This window comes from Anoxybacillus sp. (genome assembly GCF_036834105.1).
Taxonomy (GTDB): Bacteria; Bacillota; Bacilli; order Bacillales; family Anoxybacillaceae; genus Anoxybacillus.
Genome location: NZ_DAITON010000050.1, coordinates 1 through 15,200, shown reverse-complemented (window position 1 = coordinate 15,200; position 15,200 = coordinate 1). Strand labels below are relative to the sequence as shown.

Annotated in this window: 14 protein-coding genes; 1 reads left to right on the top strand and 13 read right to left on the bottom strand. The window is 44.3% G+C overall.

Features of this window, described 5'->3' with window-relative positions; translation table 11 throughout:
* Nucleotides 1-93: 93 nt before the first annotated feature.
* The 4 genes from glnA to hflX form a co-directional block, all read right to left on the bottom strand.
* A complete protein-coding gene (gene glnA, locus V7Z64_RS06810) occupies nucleotides 94-1,428 on the bottom strand; it encodes a type I glutamate--ammonia ligase (protein WP_297988222.1) in 1,335 nt (444 codons plus the stop codon).
* 59 nt (nucleotides 1,429-1,487) lie between these two features.
* Nucleotides 1,488-1,892 carry a MerR family transcriptional regulator gene (locus V7Z64_RS06805; RefSeq protein WP_003398117.1) on the bottom strand — a complete coding sequence of 135 codons (405 nt, stop codon included), beginning with the start codon at nucleotides 1,890-1,892 and terminating at the stop codon, nucleotides 1,488-1,490.
* Between the two features lie 101 nt (nucleotides 1,893-1,993).
* Entirely contained in the window at nucleotides 1,994-3,262 is a 1,269-nt protein-coding gene (locus V7Z64_RS06800; protein ID WP_003398119.1) for a methionine gamma-lyase family protein, read from the bottom strand.
* A 13-nt stretch (nucleotides 3,263-3,275) separates the two neighbouring features.
* On the bottom strand, nucleotides 3,276-4,523 hold the full coding sequence (hflX, locus tag V7Z64_RS06795; protein ID WP_334109837.1) for a GTPase HflX: 1,248 nt from the start codon (nucleotides 4,521-4,523) through the stop codon (nucleotides 3,276-3,278).
* Nucleotides 4,524-4,668: 145 nt separating this feature from the next.
* Here hflX and V7Z64_RS06790 point away from each other — a divergent pair, with 145 nt between their 5' ends.
* The gene (locus tag V7Z64_RS06790) at nucleotides 4,669-5,277 is read left to right on the top strand and encodes a trimeric intracellular cation channel family protein (RefSeq protein WP_297990820.1); all 609 of its coding nucleotides are present in this window, start codon (nucleotides 4,669-4,671) and stop codon (nucleotides 5,275-5,277) included.
* Between the two features lie 31 nt (nucleotides 5,278-5,308).
* Here the strand turns inward: V7Z64_RS06790 and V7Z64_RS06785 are convergent, their stop codons facing one another.
* The 9 genes from V7Z64_RS06785 to miaA all read right to left on the bottom strand — a co-directional run bounded on the left by V7Z64_RS06785 (nucleotide 5,309) and on the right by miaA (nucleotide 15,103).
* On the bottom strand, nucleotides 5,309-6,463 hold the full coding sequence (locus tag V7Z64_RS06785; protein ID WP_297990821.1) for a thiolase family protein: 1,155 nt from the start codon (nucleotides 6,461-6,463) through the stop codon (nucleotides 5,309-5,311).
* Between the two features lie 14 nt (nucleotides 6,464-6,477).
* On the bottom strand, nucleotides 6,478-7,323 hold the full coding sequence (locus tag V7Z64_RS06780; RefSeq protein WP_297990822.1) for a 3-hydroxyacyl-CoA dehydrogenase family protein: 846 nt from the start codon (nucleotides 7,321-7,323) through the stop codon (nucleotides 6,478-6,480).
* Nucleotides 7,324-7,334: 11 nt separating this feature from the next.
* Nucleotides 7,335-8,942 (bottom strand): long-chain fatty acid--CoA ligase, encoded by a 1,608-nt coding sequence (locus V7Z64_RS06775; protein ID WP_297990823.1) that lies wholly within the window; start codon nucleotides 8,940-8,942, stop codon nucleotides 7,335-7,337.
* On the bottom strand, nucleotides 8,905-10,005 hold the full coding sequence (locus tag V7Z64_RS06770; protein ID WP_297990824.1) for a CaiB/BaiF CoA transferase family protein: 1,101 nt from the start codon (nucleotides 10,003-10,005) through the stop codon (nucleotides 8,905-8,907). Before V7Z64_RS06770 ends, V7Z64_RS06775 begins: the two co-directional genes overlap by 38 nt.
* An 11-nt stretch (nucleotides 10,006-10,016) precedes the next feature.
* Nucleotides 10,017-11,162 carry an acyl-CoA dehydrogenase family protein gene (locus V7Z64_RS06765; RefSeq protein WP_297990825.1) on the bottom strand — a complete coding sequence of 382 codons (1,146 nt, stop codon included), beginning with the start codon at nucleotides 11,160-11,162 and terminating at the stop codon, nucleotides 10,017-10,019.
* A 12-nt stretch (nucleotides 11,163-11,174) separates the two neighbouring features.
* Nucleotides 11,175-12,734, bottom strand: coding sequence for a fatty acid--CoA ligase (locus tag V7Z64_RS06760; protein WP_297990826.1), 1,560 nt, complete (start codon nucleotides 12,732-12,734; stop codon nucleotides 11,175-11,177).
* A gap of 126 nt (nucleotides 12,735-12,860) precedes the next feature.
* Nucleotides 12,861-13,790, bottom strand: a complete 930-nt coding sequence (gene spoVK, locus V7Z64_RS06755) for a stage V sporulation protein K (RefSeq protein WP_297990827.1) — start codon at nucleotides 13,788-13,790, stop codon at nucleotides 12,861-12,863.
* Between the two features lie 117 nt (nucleotides 13,791-13,907).
* Nucleotides 13,908-14,132 (bottom strand): RNA chaperone Hfq, encoded by a 225-nt coding sequence (gene hfq / locus V7Z64_RS06750; protein ID WP_297990828.1) that lies wholly within the window; start codon nucleotides 14,130-14,132, stop codon nucleotides 13,908-13,910.
* Nucleotides 14,133-14,167: 35 nt separating this feature from the next.
* Entirely contained in the window at nucleotides 14,168-15,103 is a 936-nt protein-coding gene (gene miaA, locus V7Z64_RS06745; RefSeq protein ID WP_297990829.1) for a tRNA (adenosine(37)-N6)-dimethylallyltransferase MiaA, read from the bottom strand.
* Between the last annotated feature and the right edge of the window lie 97 nt (nucleotides 15,104-15,200).

Below are 15,200 nucleotides of genomic sequence, written 5' to 3'. Positions count from 1 at the left end.
GCCTTCGCAGTTCGGGACTTTCACCCTAGAGATTGCACCCATGCCGAGCGCACGTATAATAAAAAGCTAACGGAAGCACCGTTAGCTTTTTTGTTAGTACAGGCTCATATATTGTTCACGTTCCCACGGATGTACTGCCGTACGGAACATATCCCATTCAATTTCTTTTGCCTCAACGAAGTGTTCAAATAAATGTCTGCCGAGGGCATTGACGATTACTTCATCAGATTTTAAGTTTTGCAACGCTTCTGCTAATGTTGAAGGTAAATCGACGATTCCTTCTTCTAGACGTTCTTCTTTCGTCATTACATAAATGTTGCGGTCAACTGGCGCAGGAGGCGTTAGTTTATTTTTAATTCCATCTAATCCAGCTGCCAACAATACAGCCATCGCTAAGTATGGATTAGCTGCTGGGTCTACGCTACGCACTTCAATGCGTGTACTCATGCCGCGTGACGCTGGGATACGAATAAGCGGGCTACGGTTGCGTGCCGACCACGCCACATAACAAGGTGCCTCATAGCCTGGAACAAGACGTTTGTATGAGTTTACCGTTGGATTCGTTACCGCTGTAAAGTTTGGAGCGTGCTTTAATACACCGGCAATAAACTGTAATGCGGTTTCACTTAGTTGTAGTTGACCGTTCGGATCAAAAAAGGCATTTTCACCATTTTTAAAGAGCGACAAATTACAATGCATACCTGAACCATTCACACCAAAGAGCGGCTTTGGCATAAATGTCGCATGCAAACCGTGTTTACGTGCGACTGTTTTAACAACAAGTTTAAATGTTTGGATGTCATCACACGCTTTTACTGCATTAGCATACTTAAAGTCAATTTCATGTTGTCCTGGCGCAACTTCGTGATGGGATGCTTCAATCTCAAATCCCATTTCTTCTAATTCTAATACGATATCGCGACGGCAATTTTCTCCTAAATCTGTTGGTGCTAAATCAAAGTAACCGCCATTATCATTTAATTCTAACGTCGGTTCACCTTTTTCGTCTAGCTTAAATAGGAAAAACTCCGGCTCTGGACCTAAGTTGAATTCTGTAAATCCGAGCGCCTCCATTTCTTTCAACACCCGCTTTAAGTTATAACGCGGGCATCCTTCGAATGGGGTACCATCTGGATTGTAAATGTCACAAATAAAACGAGCTACTTTTCCTTTTTCGGCTGTCCACGGGAAAATAACGAATGTATCCAAATCTGGATATAAATACATATCTGATTCTTCAATACGAACAAATCCTTCAATCGACGATCCATCAAACATCATTTTATTATCGAGCGCCTTTTGTAATTGGCTCACAGGAATTTCTACGTTTTTGATCGTACCGAGAATGTCTGTGAACTGTAAACGAATATACTTTACATTCTCTTCCTTTACAATACGAAAAATGTCTTCTTTTGTGTACTTAGCCATACATATTCCTCCCCCAGAATGAAAAAGATCATTTATGTTTATGTTAAAAACATAAATTTTTAATGGAAAAAGCGAGCGATGTCCCCTTGACGGAGCGATGCACGATTAAAACGGCCCGCTTGCATTAATTCGGCACGCAACAATTTGCGTAACTCTGCCTCTGACAAATCTTGCTTCATCACTTTTGGTGCAACGGATGGCGTTGTCTCAACGTGCTGTTGTTGACGTGAGGCAAAAATTTGTTTAATCCCCGCTAAATTAACCCCTTGCTCGATGAGGTCTTTAATTTCAAGCAAGCGATCTACATCATTAAATGAAAATAGCCGACGATTGCCTTCCGTACGAGCAGGTGAAACAAGACCGTGTTCCTCATAATAGCGGATTTGACGTGCTGACAAATCGGTTAACTGCATAACAATGCCAATTGGAAACAACGGCATGGAGCGACGAATTTGACTATTCATGTCGACCCCTCCTCACGTAATACATATTTTCATTTTATTCTATGTTATCTTATATGTCAATGACATGTTACGTTTCATTACATATTTTTTTCTGAAATATTTTATAATTGAATTAATCGTTTTTCAAGCAATCGGTCAACGGCCATACAAACAGCAATTTTCACGTGCGAATACGTGAGACCCCCTTGTACGTATGCAACATACGGTGGGCGAATTGGTCCATCGGCTGATAGCTCGATGCTTGCCCCTTGTACAAACGTCCCCGCCGCCATAATGACATCATCCTCATAACCCGGCATGTAATTCGGGTATGGAGTAAAATGCGAATTGACAGGGGAGGCGAATTGAATGGCTTGACAAAACGCAATCATTTGCTCTGCCCCATCAAATTGCACAGACTGAATCAAGTCCGTACGCTTCGCATCCCACGTCGGATACGTATTCATTCCGATTCGTTCAAGCATTGCTGCAGTAAACACGGCACCTTTCAACGCTTGTCCAACGATATGGGGGGCCAAGAAAAAGCCTTGATACATTTCTTGCAAACTGTACAAAGAGGCGCCTGCTTCCGCACCGATTCCCGGCGAGGTCATACGATAAGCACACATATTGATATATTCTTTTTTACCGACGAGATATCCTCCTGTTTTCGCCAATCCACCACCTGGATTTTTAATCAATGAGCCGGCGATTAAATCAGCACCAACATGACATGGTTCTTGCTCCTCAACGAATTCACCATAACAGTTATCAACAAAAACAACAACATCTTGTTTAATTGTTTTAACAACATCAATCATTTGTTTGATTTCAGCAATTGTAAACGAAGGTCGAGGATCATATCCTTTTGAACGTTGAATGCCGATCATCTTCGTCCGACCGTTGATTGCTCGTTCGACTGCTTCAAAATCAACTTTTCCTTCTGAAGTAAGCGGTACGCTGTTGTAACCAATATGAAACTCTTTTAACGAACCGATTCCTTCGCCGCGAATACCGACGATTTCTTCTAGCGTATCGTACGGTTTTCCAGTAATATACAACAACTCATCACCCGGACGTAACACACCAAACAGCGCGATCGTAATCGCATGTGTACCGGAAATGATTTGTGGGCGGACAAGCGCCGCTTCCCCACCGAATACGTCTGCATACACTTTTTCAAGCGTGTCACGTCCTATGTCATCATAGCCATACCCTGTAGATGGAATAAAATGTGCATCGCTCACTTGATGACGGCGAAAACTTTGCAGTACACGATATTGATTATAATCAATGCGAGCATCAATCGCCTGATGAATCGGTGCGATTTGTGCCTCAATTTCTTTGACAAGTGTAGAAATCGTCTCTCCATGTGTTAAATGCTCAAACATAACAAAACCCTTTCTATTTGTTGTATATTCTTAGTTGTAACAGTAATGGATGTTCCGACAATATGTAGCCGCTACATTCATACATGCCACTTTGTTCATTGTAATATATGTGCTGCACAATTGTTTCTGATTTTAGCTGTGCGAGCAGTTTCCCCTCAAATGCAGGAATCGCTACATCGTAACGTTCCATCGCTTCGATCATGTGTGTTTCAATAAATTGGCGCAGCTTTTGTACATCTTGTTCACTAAACGCACTTACTAATATATAGTCTGTTTTCGGGCTTGGAACAAAGCTTGGAAGGGTGATATCACGTTTGTTATATACAGTAGCGATTGGAATGGTCGTCGCCTCCAATTCTTCAAGTAAACGATAAACGGTTTGTTCATGTTGAATATAATCTGGATTCGATGAATCGACAATATGTAAAATAAAATCCGCTTCTTTCACCTCTTCTAACGTCGAACGAAACGCTGCCACAAGAGTAGTTGGCAAATCTTGGATGAAACCGACCGTATCCGTCAAAAGCGCCGCATAACCGCTTGGCAGCACTAATTTGCGCGTGAGCGGATCTAATGTAGCAAACAATAAATTTTCTTCAAAAGCATTGGCGTTCGTTAATCGGTTAAAAAGCGTCGATTTCCCTGCGTTTGTGTAACCAACTAACGCAATTTGAAACACCGCATTTTTCTTCCGACGCTCCCGATATCGCCCCCGATGTTCAACAATGGCTTTTAACTGTGCTTTAATTTCGTCAATTCGACGACGAATGTGACGACGGTCTGTTTCTAACTTTGTTTCCCCCGGTCCTCTCGTTCCGATTCCGCCGCCTAATCGAGAAAGTTCTGTTCCTTGTCCGCTTAGGCGTGGCAGTATGTATTGTAATTGGGCAAGCTCAACTTGCAATTTTCCTTCTTTTGAGCGCGCGCGACTTGCGAAAATATCTAAAATAAGCTGCGTTCGGTCAATGATGCGCACATTTAACAACTTTGTTAAGTTTCGATTTTGGCTTGGCGACAGTTCATCATTAAAAATAATGACGTCTGGCTCAAATTGTTCCACGAGACGCACTAGTTCCTCCACTTTTCCTTTTCCAATATAAGTAGCGGGATGAACTGTTTCTCGCTTCTGTGTCAAGCTGATGATGACCTCGCCGTTTGCTGTATGAACAAGGGAAGCAAGTTCTTCCATCGAATACGAAAATCGTTCATCGTCAACATGCGGTAATTGACACCCAACAATAATTACTCGTTCTTTTTGCATATTTTCCCTCTTTCCTGTTGAACATCTGTTCTCATCATAACAAATCTCGTTTAAAAGTGCTATGGCTGAAAAATGATCGTTGATTTTTTCATATTTTATACATAAAATTTTAACGTGATGTTACATAACAGAAAGGATTGCGATCATGACTTGGGAAGTATTAAGTATGATTGGCACAGTTGCTTTTGCGATTAGCGGAGCAATTGTCGCCATGGAAGAAGAATACGATATTTTAGGTGTGTACATCCTCGGAATTGTAACCGCATTCGGCGGCGGTGCTGTACGCAACGTATTAATCGGCGTGCCTGTATCCGTTCTATGGCAACAACAAACACTTTTTTTGATTGCTTTTATCGCGATGACGATTGTCTATTTATTCCCGCAAAAAATGTTGCCGCATTGGCAACGTTGGGGCAACTTTTTCGACGCCCTCGGACTTTCGGCCTTCGCCATTCAAGGGGCACTATATGCCGTTCAAATGAATCGACCATTAAGCGCAGTTATTGTTGCTGCTGTACTAACAGGGAGCGGAGGCGGAATGATTCGCGATGTATTAGCAGGAAGAAAGCCTCTTGTACTACGTGATGAAATTTATGCTGTTTGGGCCATTGTAGCTGGCGTTGCGGTTGGAACAGGCATTGCACACTCCTCAATTAGCCTGTATGTATTGTTTGTTGTCGTTGCCGCGTTGCGCATTTTATCGTACACATATAACTGGAAATTGCCGAATAAATCATTAAAAGCAGGGAATTAAAACAGGGGACCCAAATATCGTCCCCTGTTTTTTACTGTCCCCACCGCTCGACAATGGTCGCGGTTGCCATGCCGTGCCCGATACAAATCGTTAATAAGCCGTAGCGCCCCTTTCGTCGTTCGAGTTCGTGAACGAGCGACGTCATCAGTTTCACACCCGTTGCCCCAAGCGGATGACCTAACGCAATCGCACCACCGTTGACGTTTACTTTGGAAAGTGAAACACCAATTTCTTTTTGCCAAGCAAGGACGACAGACGCGAACGCTTCGTTAATTTCAATGAGGTCGATAGCGTCCATTGTGAGATTCGCTTTTTGTAATACTTTTTTCGTTGCCGGAATGACACCATCTAGCATGTACGTCGGATCAGAGCCAACAACTGTTTGAGCGACAATTTTTGCTTTCGGCCTCAAACCGAGTCGAATCGCTGTTTCCCGCTCCATGAGCAACACCGCCGCTGCGCCGTCGCTCATTTGGCTTGCGTTCCCAGCAGTAATTTTCCCGTTTTGTTTAAAGACCGGCTTCAATGCCGCCAGCGCTTCAAGCGATGTATCTTGGCGCGGCCCTTCATCGGCGGTTACGATGATGTCGTTGCCGTCTTTATCAAGTCCTTTGACTGCCACGATTTCTCGGCTGAAGCGACCTTCCGCTTGCGCTCGGAGCGCTCGTTGATGGCTTTCGTACGCATATTCGTCTAACTGTTCTCGTGTCAATCCGTATTTTTCAGCAATCAGTTCGGCAGAAACGCCTTGGTGGACGAATTCGTATTTTTCATGGAGCGACGGTGGAATCGTCCGCTCGTTTCCATCGCTTAAAATCGGCACTTTTGTCATACTTTCCACCCCAGTCGCAATCGCGATGTCCATATCGCCTGATTTAATTTCCTGCGCAGCGAAATGAAGCGCCTGCTGGCCTGAACCGCACATCCGGTTAATTTGCACCGCGGGAACTTCTATCGGAAAGCCTGCCTCAAGCGCTGCTAAACGCCCAATATTATACCCTTGCTCGCCAATCGGCGTCACACACCCCATCACAATATCTTCGATCAATTGCTTTTCCACCCCAGCACGCTTAACAACTTCCTCAAGCGCAATGGCCGCTAAATGAACCGGATGTTTGTCGCGAAACACCCCGTTTCGCTTGCCGACAGGAGTGCGTACCGCTTCGACAATGACTACTTCGCGCATGCTTTTCCCTTCTTTCACTCGTATGTGTAAAATCCTTTTCCTGTTTTTCGTCCGAGATGCCCCGCCTCGACGAGTTTACGGAGCGTTTGGGGCGGACGAAACCGATCGCCATATGCTTCTGTCATATTTTCACTGACAAACAACATCGTATCCAACCCGACTAAATCAGCCAGTTCCAGTGGTCCCATCGGATAGTTGAGTCCGAGCCGAATCGCTTTGTCGATATGCTCCGCAGAAGCGACCCCTTCTTCATACATGCGAATGCATTCGATCATATGTGCAGCTAGCGCCCTTGTTGTCACAAATCCTTGCATATCTTTTACGATGACGGTTTCTTTGCCGATGGATTCCGATAGCTGTTGAATCGCTTCAATCGTCTGTTCAGACGTCGCCACGCCCTTCACAATCTCAATGAGCTTCATCACTGGCGCTGGATTAAACCAATGCATGCCGACGACTTGGCTCGGACGCTTCGTCGCTGCGGCAATCGCGGTAACGCTTAATTCCGACGTATTTGTCGCTAAAATCGCTTCTTGTTTCGCGTAACTGTCAAGCTGTTCAAACACTTGTTTTTTGAGCGGGAAATGTTCTGGCACCGCTTCGACGATAACGTCCGCTTCTTTTACTGCTTCTTGCAAGCTCGTTTCCGTTTGAATGCGGGAAAGAATAGCCGACGCCTCTTGTTCTTGTAGTTTACCAGCCTTTACAAAACGAGAAAGGCTTTTTTGAATGGACTGCATTCCTTTTTCAAGTGCCGCATCAGAAATATCGTATAAATAAACCGTTTTTCCTCCCATCGCTAACGACTGGGCGATGCCGCTCCCCATTAAGCCAGCACCGATGACCGCAATAATTTCCATCGTTACTCCCCCTATTGAACGTTCGTAAAATAATCGCGCAGTTGTTCACGTAATTTCATTTTCAAAAATTTTCCTACACTCGTTTTCGGAATTTCGCTCATAAAGACGATGTCATCTGGCAGCCACCATTTCGCAAATTGCGGACGTAAAAAGTCGTATAGCTCCTCTTTTGTCACATGTTTTCCTTCCTTTACTACGACGCAAGCGATCGGGCGTTCTTGCCATTGTGGGTGCGGCACGGCAACAACCGCCGCTTCAAATACCGCTTCATGCGCCATGAGCGCATTTTCTAAATCGACAGACGAAATCCATTCCCCGCCGCTTTTAATGACGTCTTTCGTCCGATCGACAATTTTAATAAACCCTTCTTCGTCTACTGTCACGACATCGCCTGTATATAGCCACCCGTCGCGAAACGCGTCTTTGCTTCGCTCATCATTATAATATTCATCGGCAATCCACGGACCGCGCAAGCATAGTTCCCCCATTTCCGTTCCGTCCCACGCCACTTCGCCGTCTTTGCCAATCACTTTCATTTCCACCCCGGGCACAAGAAATCCTTGTTTCGCACGGATGTCCAATTTTTCTTCGTTCGATACGTGCTGCTGGTAGCTTTTGAGGCGCGACAAGACGACAAGCGGGCTCGTTTCCGTCATGCCGTAGGCGTGCACGAATGGAATACCATATTTTTCTTCAAAGGCGCGAATCATTCCTTTCGGTGCTGCTGAACCGCCGCATAAAATGCGCGTTACGCTGCGTAAATCGTACGTGCCTTTCTCCAACTCGCCCAATAACCCAAGCCAAACAGTCGGCACCCCAGCCGCAAGCGTCACTTTCTCTTGTTCCATCAGCTCGACTAATATTTTCGGCGTAAATGCCGCCCCCGGCATGACGAGCGTCGTCCCAAACCAAACCGCTGCAAACGGCAATCCCCACGCATTCGCATGAAACATCGGAACAACCGGTAGTGCTACATCCGATTCTGACAATGCCGCACTATCGGCAAGCCCAAGCGCCATGCTATGGAGAACGATGCCGCGATGGGAGTATAGCACACCCTTCGGATTTCCGGTTGTTGCGGACGTATAGCACATGCCAGCAGGGTGATGTTCGTCGATGTTTTTAACAAACGAAATCGGTTCGGCTTGTTGCAACAACTGTTCATAATGATAAACGGGCGCAAGCGTCGTCTCCGGAAGCGTCGGTTCATCAGTCATAATGATAAACGCCTCGACGTTTATTTCGTCTTTCACCCGTTCAATGAGCGGCAATAAATCGGCGTCAATCAATAGCACGCGGTCGTTGGCATGGTTAATAATATAGGCGATATGTTGCGGCGACAGGCGAATGTTAATCGTATGCAACACCGCCCCGATACCCGGAATGGCAAAATACGCTTCTAAATGGCGATGATGGTTCCACGCAAACGTACCGACGCGGTCCCCTATATTTACACCGAGCGTTTGCAATGCACTAGCAAGCTTTCTCGTCCGCTCGCCAATTTCTTTATACGTATGGCGGACAATCCCGTTCTTCATCCGCGAAATGACTTGTTTTTTCGGAAAAAACATTTCTGCCCGTTCAAGCATTGTCGCAATATTTAATGGAATGTTCATCATTTGCCACCACTCCTTTATGTTCGTTTAGTTTTGGGGCTCGTGTACGTTTCGTAAAAAACTGCTCATCGTAACGGGTCGCTACTTCGATTTGGTCGTTATCCATATGAATCATTTTTCGGTACGTATCGCTTGCAAACCACGTTTTCGCTTCATCGGTTTCTAATACCGGCGTTAAGCAACAATCGACTTGTTGCGAAAAAGCGATCCATTGTTGAAACGTCTTCGAGCGAAACAACTGCTTTATTTCTAGAAAAAGAGGATTGTCGTCGCAAGCTACTGATAAATGCCCTCCATACCATTCGGGCTTTTCGACTGCATTACAAAAATTGCGCCAAAAATGCGCTTCAAGCGCCGCAAGCGCCACGTACCGCCCGTCTTTCGTTTCGTACAGATGATACGACACAACCGTGCCAGCTAATACAGGAATCCCATTTTTTTGTCCTGTGTAATGTTCTAATACAAAATGATTCGTCATTATCGCAAGTAAACTGTCAACAAGCGCAACATCAATATAGCACCCTTTTCCCGTCCGCTCGCGCGCATACAACGCAGCGATAATTTGTTCGACTACATGCATGCTCCCGATGAGATCGGCAAGCGTGATCGTCGGATGAACCGGGTGACTGTTCGCTTTTAGCTGGGCTAAAACGCCTGAAAGCGCCATATAGTTTAAGTCATGACTTCCGAACGATGCATACCGGCTATGTTGACCGTAACCGCTAATTGAGCAATACACAATCGATGGGTTAAGAGCCACTGTTTCTTCATAGCCAAGTCCAAGCCGTTTCATCACACTAGGGCGAAAACTCTCAACGACAACATCGGCTTGGCGGATGAGCTGTTGCGCGATTTGAACATCTTGCTCGTTTTTCAAATCTAACGCTATGCTTTTTTTATTTTTATTGTTCGCGTCAAACAGGCAGTCGTCGGCTAGTCCACGCATCCGATCGCCTGTTTTTGGCTCGATTTTGATGACTTCCGCGCCTAAATCCGCTAAGCGAAGGCTAGCGAACGGACCAGGGAGGTAGTGGGAAAAATCAATGACTTTCACCCCTTCAAGCAACGAAATCCCCCTTATAATCCAAGATGTTTCGCAATGATCATTTTCATTACTTCATTCGTGCCTGCATAAATAGCGCTAACCGGAATGTCGCGATAACGTCTCGCGATCTCGTATTCTTCCATATAGCCATAGCCGCCATGAAGCTGCATTCCTTCCGAAGCTACACGCTTTGCCATTTCCGTCATCCACCATTTCGCCATGGATACGTTGGTCACGACGTCTTTCCCGGCGATATGTTGTTCGATGACATCGTCAAGAAACGCGCGCCCTAATGCAATTTCCGTCGCCATTTCCGCAAGCCGAAATTGGACGGTTTGAAATTGGCTAATCGTTTTCCTGAACGCCGTGCGCTCTTTCACATATCGCTTCGTTAAGTCAAACATCACTTCTGCTGCCGTTTGCGCGGCGATAGCGACAATAAGTCGCTCTTGTTGTAATTTTTCCATTAAATAGTAAAAACCTTTTCCCTCTTCGCCGAGCAAATTTTCTGCCGGAACTTTTGCATCGCTAAAAAATAACTCAGCTGTATCTTGGGCATGCAATCCCACCTTCTCTAGCTTCCGACCGCGTGTAAACCCTGGTGTTCCTCTTTCGACGACAAGGAGACTCATACCTTTGTGTGGCGGATTTGCCTGCGGATTTGTTTTGCAGACGACGATGACTAAATCGGCATGAATGCCGTTTGTAATAAACGTTTTTTGTCCGTTGACGATATAATGGTCGCCTTGTTTCACCGCCGTTGTTTTGATACCTGCTAAATCAGAACCTGCGCCTGGTTCGGTCATCGCGATGGCGGTGACGATTTCCCCAGACACACATTTTGGCAACCATTTTTTCTTCTGCTCGTCTGTTCCGTACGACGCGATGTACGGAACAACGATGTCGTTATGCAAGCCGATGCCGACAAGGCTTGATCCTACTTTTTCCAACTCTTCATTGATGACGACCGAATAGCCGAAATCGGCACCAAATCCACCGTATGTTTCGTCTACCCACGGACAAAGGAAGCCGTTCTCTCCCATTTTCCGCCAAAATTCCCGTGGAATGATTCCTTGTTTTTCCCACTCGTCATAAAATGAATACGCTTCTTTTTGTAAAAATTTTCGGAATGCTTCACGAAAGATGTGATGCTCTTCCTGCAAATACGTCGCTGCCATTTTCCCACCGTCCTATGACTGTGCCATTTTTTTCATTTGTTCGCGCAATAAAAACTTTTGAATTTTTCCGCTTGCATTACGTGGCAACGCCTCTACAAAATAGTACGTGCGCGGTCGTTTGTATGGGGCGAGCTTATCGCTTTGTTTGCAAAACGCCTCTAATTGTTCAGCGGTAAGCGATTTGTCTTTTTTCACAACAAACGCAACGACTTTTTCTCCCCATAGCGCATCCGGTTCGCCAAGCACCGCAACATCAAGCACTCCTTCATGTTCATAAAGCACGTCTTCTACTTCACGCGGATAGACGTTTTCGCCGCCGCTAATAATCATGTCATCGACTCGGTCGGCAACGTATAAATACCCGTCTTCATTCATATAACCTAAATCGCCAGAATGATACCAACCTTTATACATCGCTTTTTCCGTCGCATCTTCGCGATTGTAGTAGCCGACCATCATGCATGGACCTTTGACGATAATTTCGCCAACTTCCCCTGGCGGTAAAATGTCATCGGGGTCAGACGGTCCGTCTTCGCGCGGTTTGACGATGCGAATTTCATGGTTTAAACACGCGCGTCCAGCAGATCCGGCTTTCGTTAATTGCTCCTCTCCGTATAAGAAAGTTAACGCTGGTTCCATTTCTGTCATGCCGTACGCTTGAATTAAATCAATGCCTAACCGCTCTTTGAATTCTTTCACAAGCACTGGCGCCATCGGAGCAGCTCCGTACAAACCGATGCGAAGCGAAGATAAATCATAATCGGACAATTTTTCTTGCAACAGCATATTCCACATTGTCGGTGCAGCAAATAAGACAGTAATTCGTTCTTGTTCGATGACGGTTAATACTTGTTTCGGGTCGAAATGATGAACAATAACATTTGTTGCTCCAGCATGGACGCGCGGGAGGAAACAACAATGCAATTCAGCACAATGAAACATCGGCGCAGTGACAAGTCCCCGCTCTGTTTCGCGAATGCGCATCACAGAATTGCAAATCAAGCTTTGCTCGACCATGTCGCGATGTCGATGCATCACCCCTTTTGGCTGTCCTGTCGTTCCGCTTGTGTACATAATCGCATATAAGTCATGTTCGGAAACGTCGATGGCTGGAAGCTCGCTATTTGCACGTTGGATTTGTTCATGATAGGAAGCAGCGTACGCTGGCGCTTGCCCGTCAATGACCCAAAAAGAAATGTGCGGAAATTCATGATGAATGGCTGCGATTTGTGGTTCAACTGCTTGTTCAAATAAAACGATTTTTGGAGTGGCATCGGTTAAAATGTAAGCGATTTCTTTCGGTCGTAAACGAAAATTAATCGGGTTAAAAACAGCGCCGATTTTCGCGCACGCAAAAAGAGCGGTCGCAAGTTCTGCCGTATTAAATAACACGGTCGATACACGATCTCCTTTTCGGACTCCCGCTTCTAAGAGAGCGGTTGCAAGTTTGTTCACTTCTTTTTCCCATTGTTCGTACGTATAGCGAAGTCGTGTGCGGATATCGACAAGCGCTTCTTTTTTCGGGAATTTCCTTACCGACTGTGAAAATAGCTCTCCAATCGTAATGTACAAAAAAATCCCTCCTCACTTTTTATATTAATATAAATAATATTTATTATTTTCAGACTATATTCTACGAAATAAAGAAGAAACCCTTCTTTCGTACATAAAAAAATAAGGAAGGTTTCCCTTCCCTATTTATTCAACAACTAAATCACGTTCCCGTATGATCATAAGCTCCTTTTTGTCATAGCGTCCTTCATGTAATAAACGTACCGCTTGTTTTCGAATTGCTTTTTCAATCAAGTTTCGAATGTAACGACCATTACTAAACTTCCTTTGAAGTCCACCTTCCAATAGTTGCTCGATATGTTCACGAAGTTTTCGTTCTGCGTCGGAAGTGAGCTCATATTCCCTTATGTGAAGCATTTGTTTCGCAATTTGTACAAGCTCATCTGCTGTGTAATCAGGAAACTCGAGCATCAACGGAAAGCGTGACGGCAATCCTGGATTTAAGGATAAAAAATAATCCATTTCGGCTGGATATCCTGCTAAAATCACAACTAAATCATCAGAAAAATCCTCGATTCCTTTTACTAACGTATCAATCGCTTCTTTTCCAAAGTCCTTTTCTCCCCCGCGAGCAAGTGAATACGCTTCATCAATAAATAAAATCCCCCCGCGCGCTTTTTTAATTAAATCACGCGTTTTATTTGCTGTATGACCGATGTATTCACCAACTAAATCGGCACGTTCTGCTTCAATAAAGTGTCCTTTAGATAACACGTTCATTTCTAAAAATAACTTCCCAAGAATACGAGCAACTGTCGTTTTTCCTGTGCCTGGGTTCCCTTTAAAGATCATATGAAGCGATTGTTTATTTCCTTTTAATCCGTTTGCTTGACGTGCTTTATTAATATATAACCATGCGTAAATTTCCTTAATTAATTTTTTCACTTCACTTAGCCCAACTAGTTCATCTAGCTCTTTTTGAATCTCTTTCAACACTACATGTTGGTGATAGTCAATTCGATTTGGAGCTTCTTCTTTCGTCAAGTAATTGACGTTTTTTGCATTAAGCACGATATTAATTTGACTTTTCGTTTGCTTCATTGTCAACTCTGACAAGGCGACGTCACCTCTCCTTCATCGTTGCTTCTTTTACTAATATACGCTGTTTATACCCATTTCGTGACAAACGCCTAGCGAAAAAAAACCGCCCACCTCATCGGTGAGCGATTTTGCTTACTCAATTTCAATTTTTACATTCTTTTGTGGCGCAAATGTGGAAATCGCATGTTTATAAATTAATTGTTGTTTTCCATCAACTTCTAATAACACCGTAAAATTATCAAACCCTTTCACTAGACCGCGCAATTGAAATCCATTTAACAAGAATACGGTAACCGCCGTTCCTTCCTTGCGCAACTGGTTTAAAAACTGATCTTGAATATTTATTGTGTTTTTCATTGGCTCGTCCTCCTCTTTTTCTCTCTACATTACGTCTATATATTCGACTGAAGGCGAAACTTTCCTTCTATGCAACGCAAAATTTCATCTATTCGTATCGAAAACATCTTGTCATCTGTCATATCAAACCATTGAACAGGCATTTGGTTTCGAAACCATGTCAACTGGCGCTTCGCATAGCGACGGGAGTTTTGTTTCATTTGTTCAATGGCTTCTTCTAGTGTGATAAGCCCATCTAAATACGAATACAATTCTTTATAGCCGATCGCTTGAATGGCCTGACAATCGCGCACACCTTTTTCATGCAATCGTTTCACTTCTTCGATTAATCCTTGAGCAATCATTTGATCTACCCGCTTATTAATGCGCTCATATAATTTCTCACGTTCCATTGTCAATCCAATTAATGCTGTGTTATAAACGAGCTGCCGCTTCTGTTCTTTTAGCCATTCTGTCATCGTTTTCCCTGTACAATGGTAAATTTCTAATGCGCGAATGACGCGACGAACATTATTCGGATGAATACGCCCAGCACTTATCGGATCAATTTTTTTTAATTGCTCATAAAGTTCAATGGACGAACATCGCTCTAACGATTGACGATACAAATCGTTTGATGGAGCACTTGAAAATTGGTAATCATAGATAACAGATTGGATATATAGTCCTGTACCTCCAACGATGATTGGAAGTTTTCCCCGATGCGTAATCTGTTGAATAAGCGATCGGGCAAGGGTCTGGAACTCGGCAACAGAAAAAGATTCGTGTGGCTCTTTTATATCGAGCAAATGGTGCGGAATCCCTTCCATTTCTTCTCGGGGAATTTTTGCCGTTCCAATATCTAATCCTTTGTACACTTGCATGGAGTCACCATTAATAATTTCCCCGTCTAAACGCTTCGCCAACTCTATGCTCATTTTCGTCTTCCCTACAGCCGTTGGACCAATTAACACAACGACTTTCTCTCCCATAAAACACCACTACTTTCCACTCTAGTTCACATTCACTTATTATACTGTAGATGAGCATTTTTTATTACATTAATTTCCATCCCTAAAAGACAAACAG

Excerpts from the sequence above, each read along its gene's own strand:
- hfq (WP_297990828.1), bottom strand. The coding sequence starts at position 14,132 with ATGAAAAACACAATAAATATTCAAGATCAGTTTTTAAACCAGTTGCGC.
- glnA (WP_297988222.1), bottom strand. The coding sequence starts at position 1,428 with ATGGCTAAGTACACAAAAGAAGACATTTTTCGTATTGTAAAGGAAGAG.
- hflX (WP_334109837.1), bottom strand. The coding sequence starts at position 4,523 with ATGCAAAAAGAACGAGTAATTATTGTTGGGTGTCAATTACCGCATGTT.
- V7Z64_RS06765 (WP_297990825.1), bottom strand. The coding sequence starts at position 11,162 with ATGGCAGCGACGTATTTGCAGGAAGAGCATCACATCTTTCGTGAAGCA.
- V7Z64_RS06775 (WP_297990823.1), bottom strand. The coding sequence starts at position 8,942 with ATGATGAACATTCCATTAAATATTGCGACAATGCTTGAACGGGCAGAA.
- V7Z64_RS06805 (WP_003398117.1), bottom strand. The coding sequence starts at position 1,892 with ATGAATAGTCAAATTCGTCGCTCCATGCCGTTGTTTCCAATTGGCATT.
- miaA (WP_297990829.1), bottom strand. The coding sequence starts at position 15,103 with ATGGGAGAGAAAGTCGTTGTGTTAATTGGTCCAACGGCTGTAGGGAAG.
- V7Z64_RS06790 (WP_297990820.1), top strand. The coding sequence starts at position 4,669 with ATGACTTGGGAAGTATTAAGTATGATTGGCACAGTTGCTTTTGCGATT.
- V7Z64_RS06800 (WP_003398119.1), bottom strand. The coding sequence starts at position 3,262 with ATGTTTGAGCATTTAACACATGGAGAGACGATTTCTACACTTGTCAAA.
- V7Z64_RS06780 (WP_297990822.1), bottom strand. The coding sequence starts at position 7,323 with ATGGAAATTATTGCGGTCATCGGTGCTGGCTTAATGGGGAGCGGCATC.
- V7Z64_RS06785 (WP_297990821.1), bottom strand. The coding sequence starts at position 6,463 with ATGCGCGAAGTAGTCATTGTCGAAGCGGTACGCACTCCTGTCGGCAAG.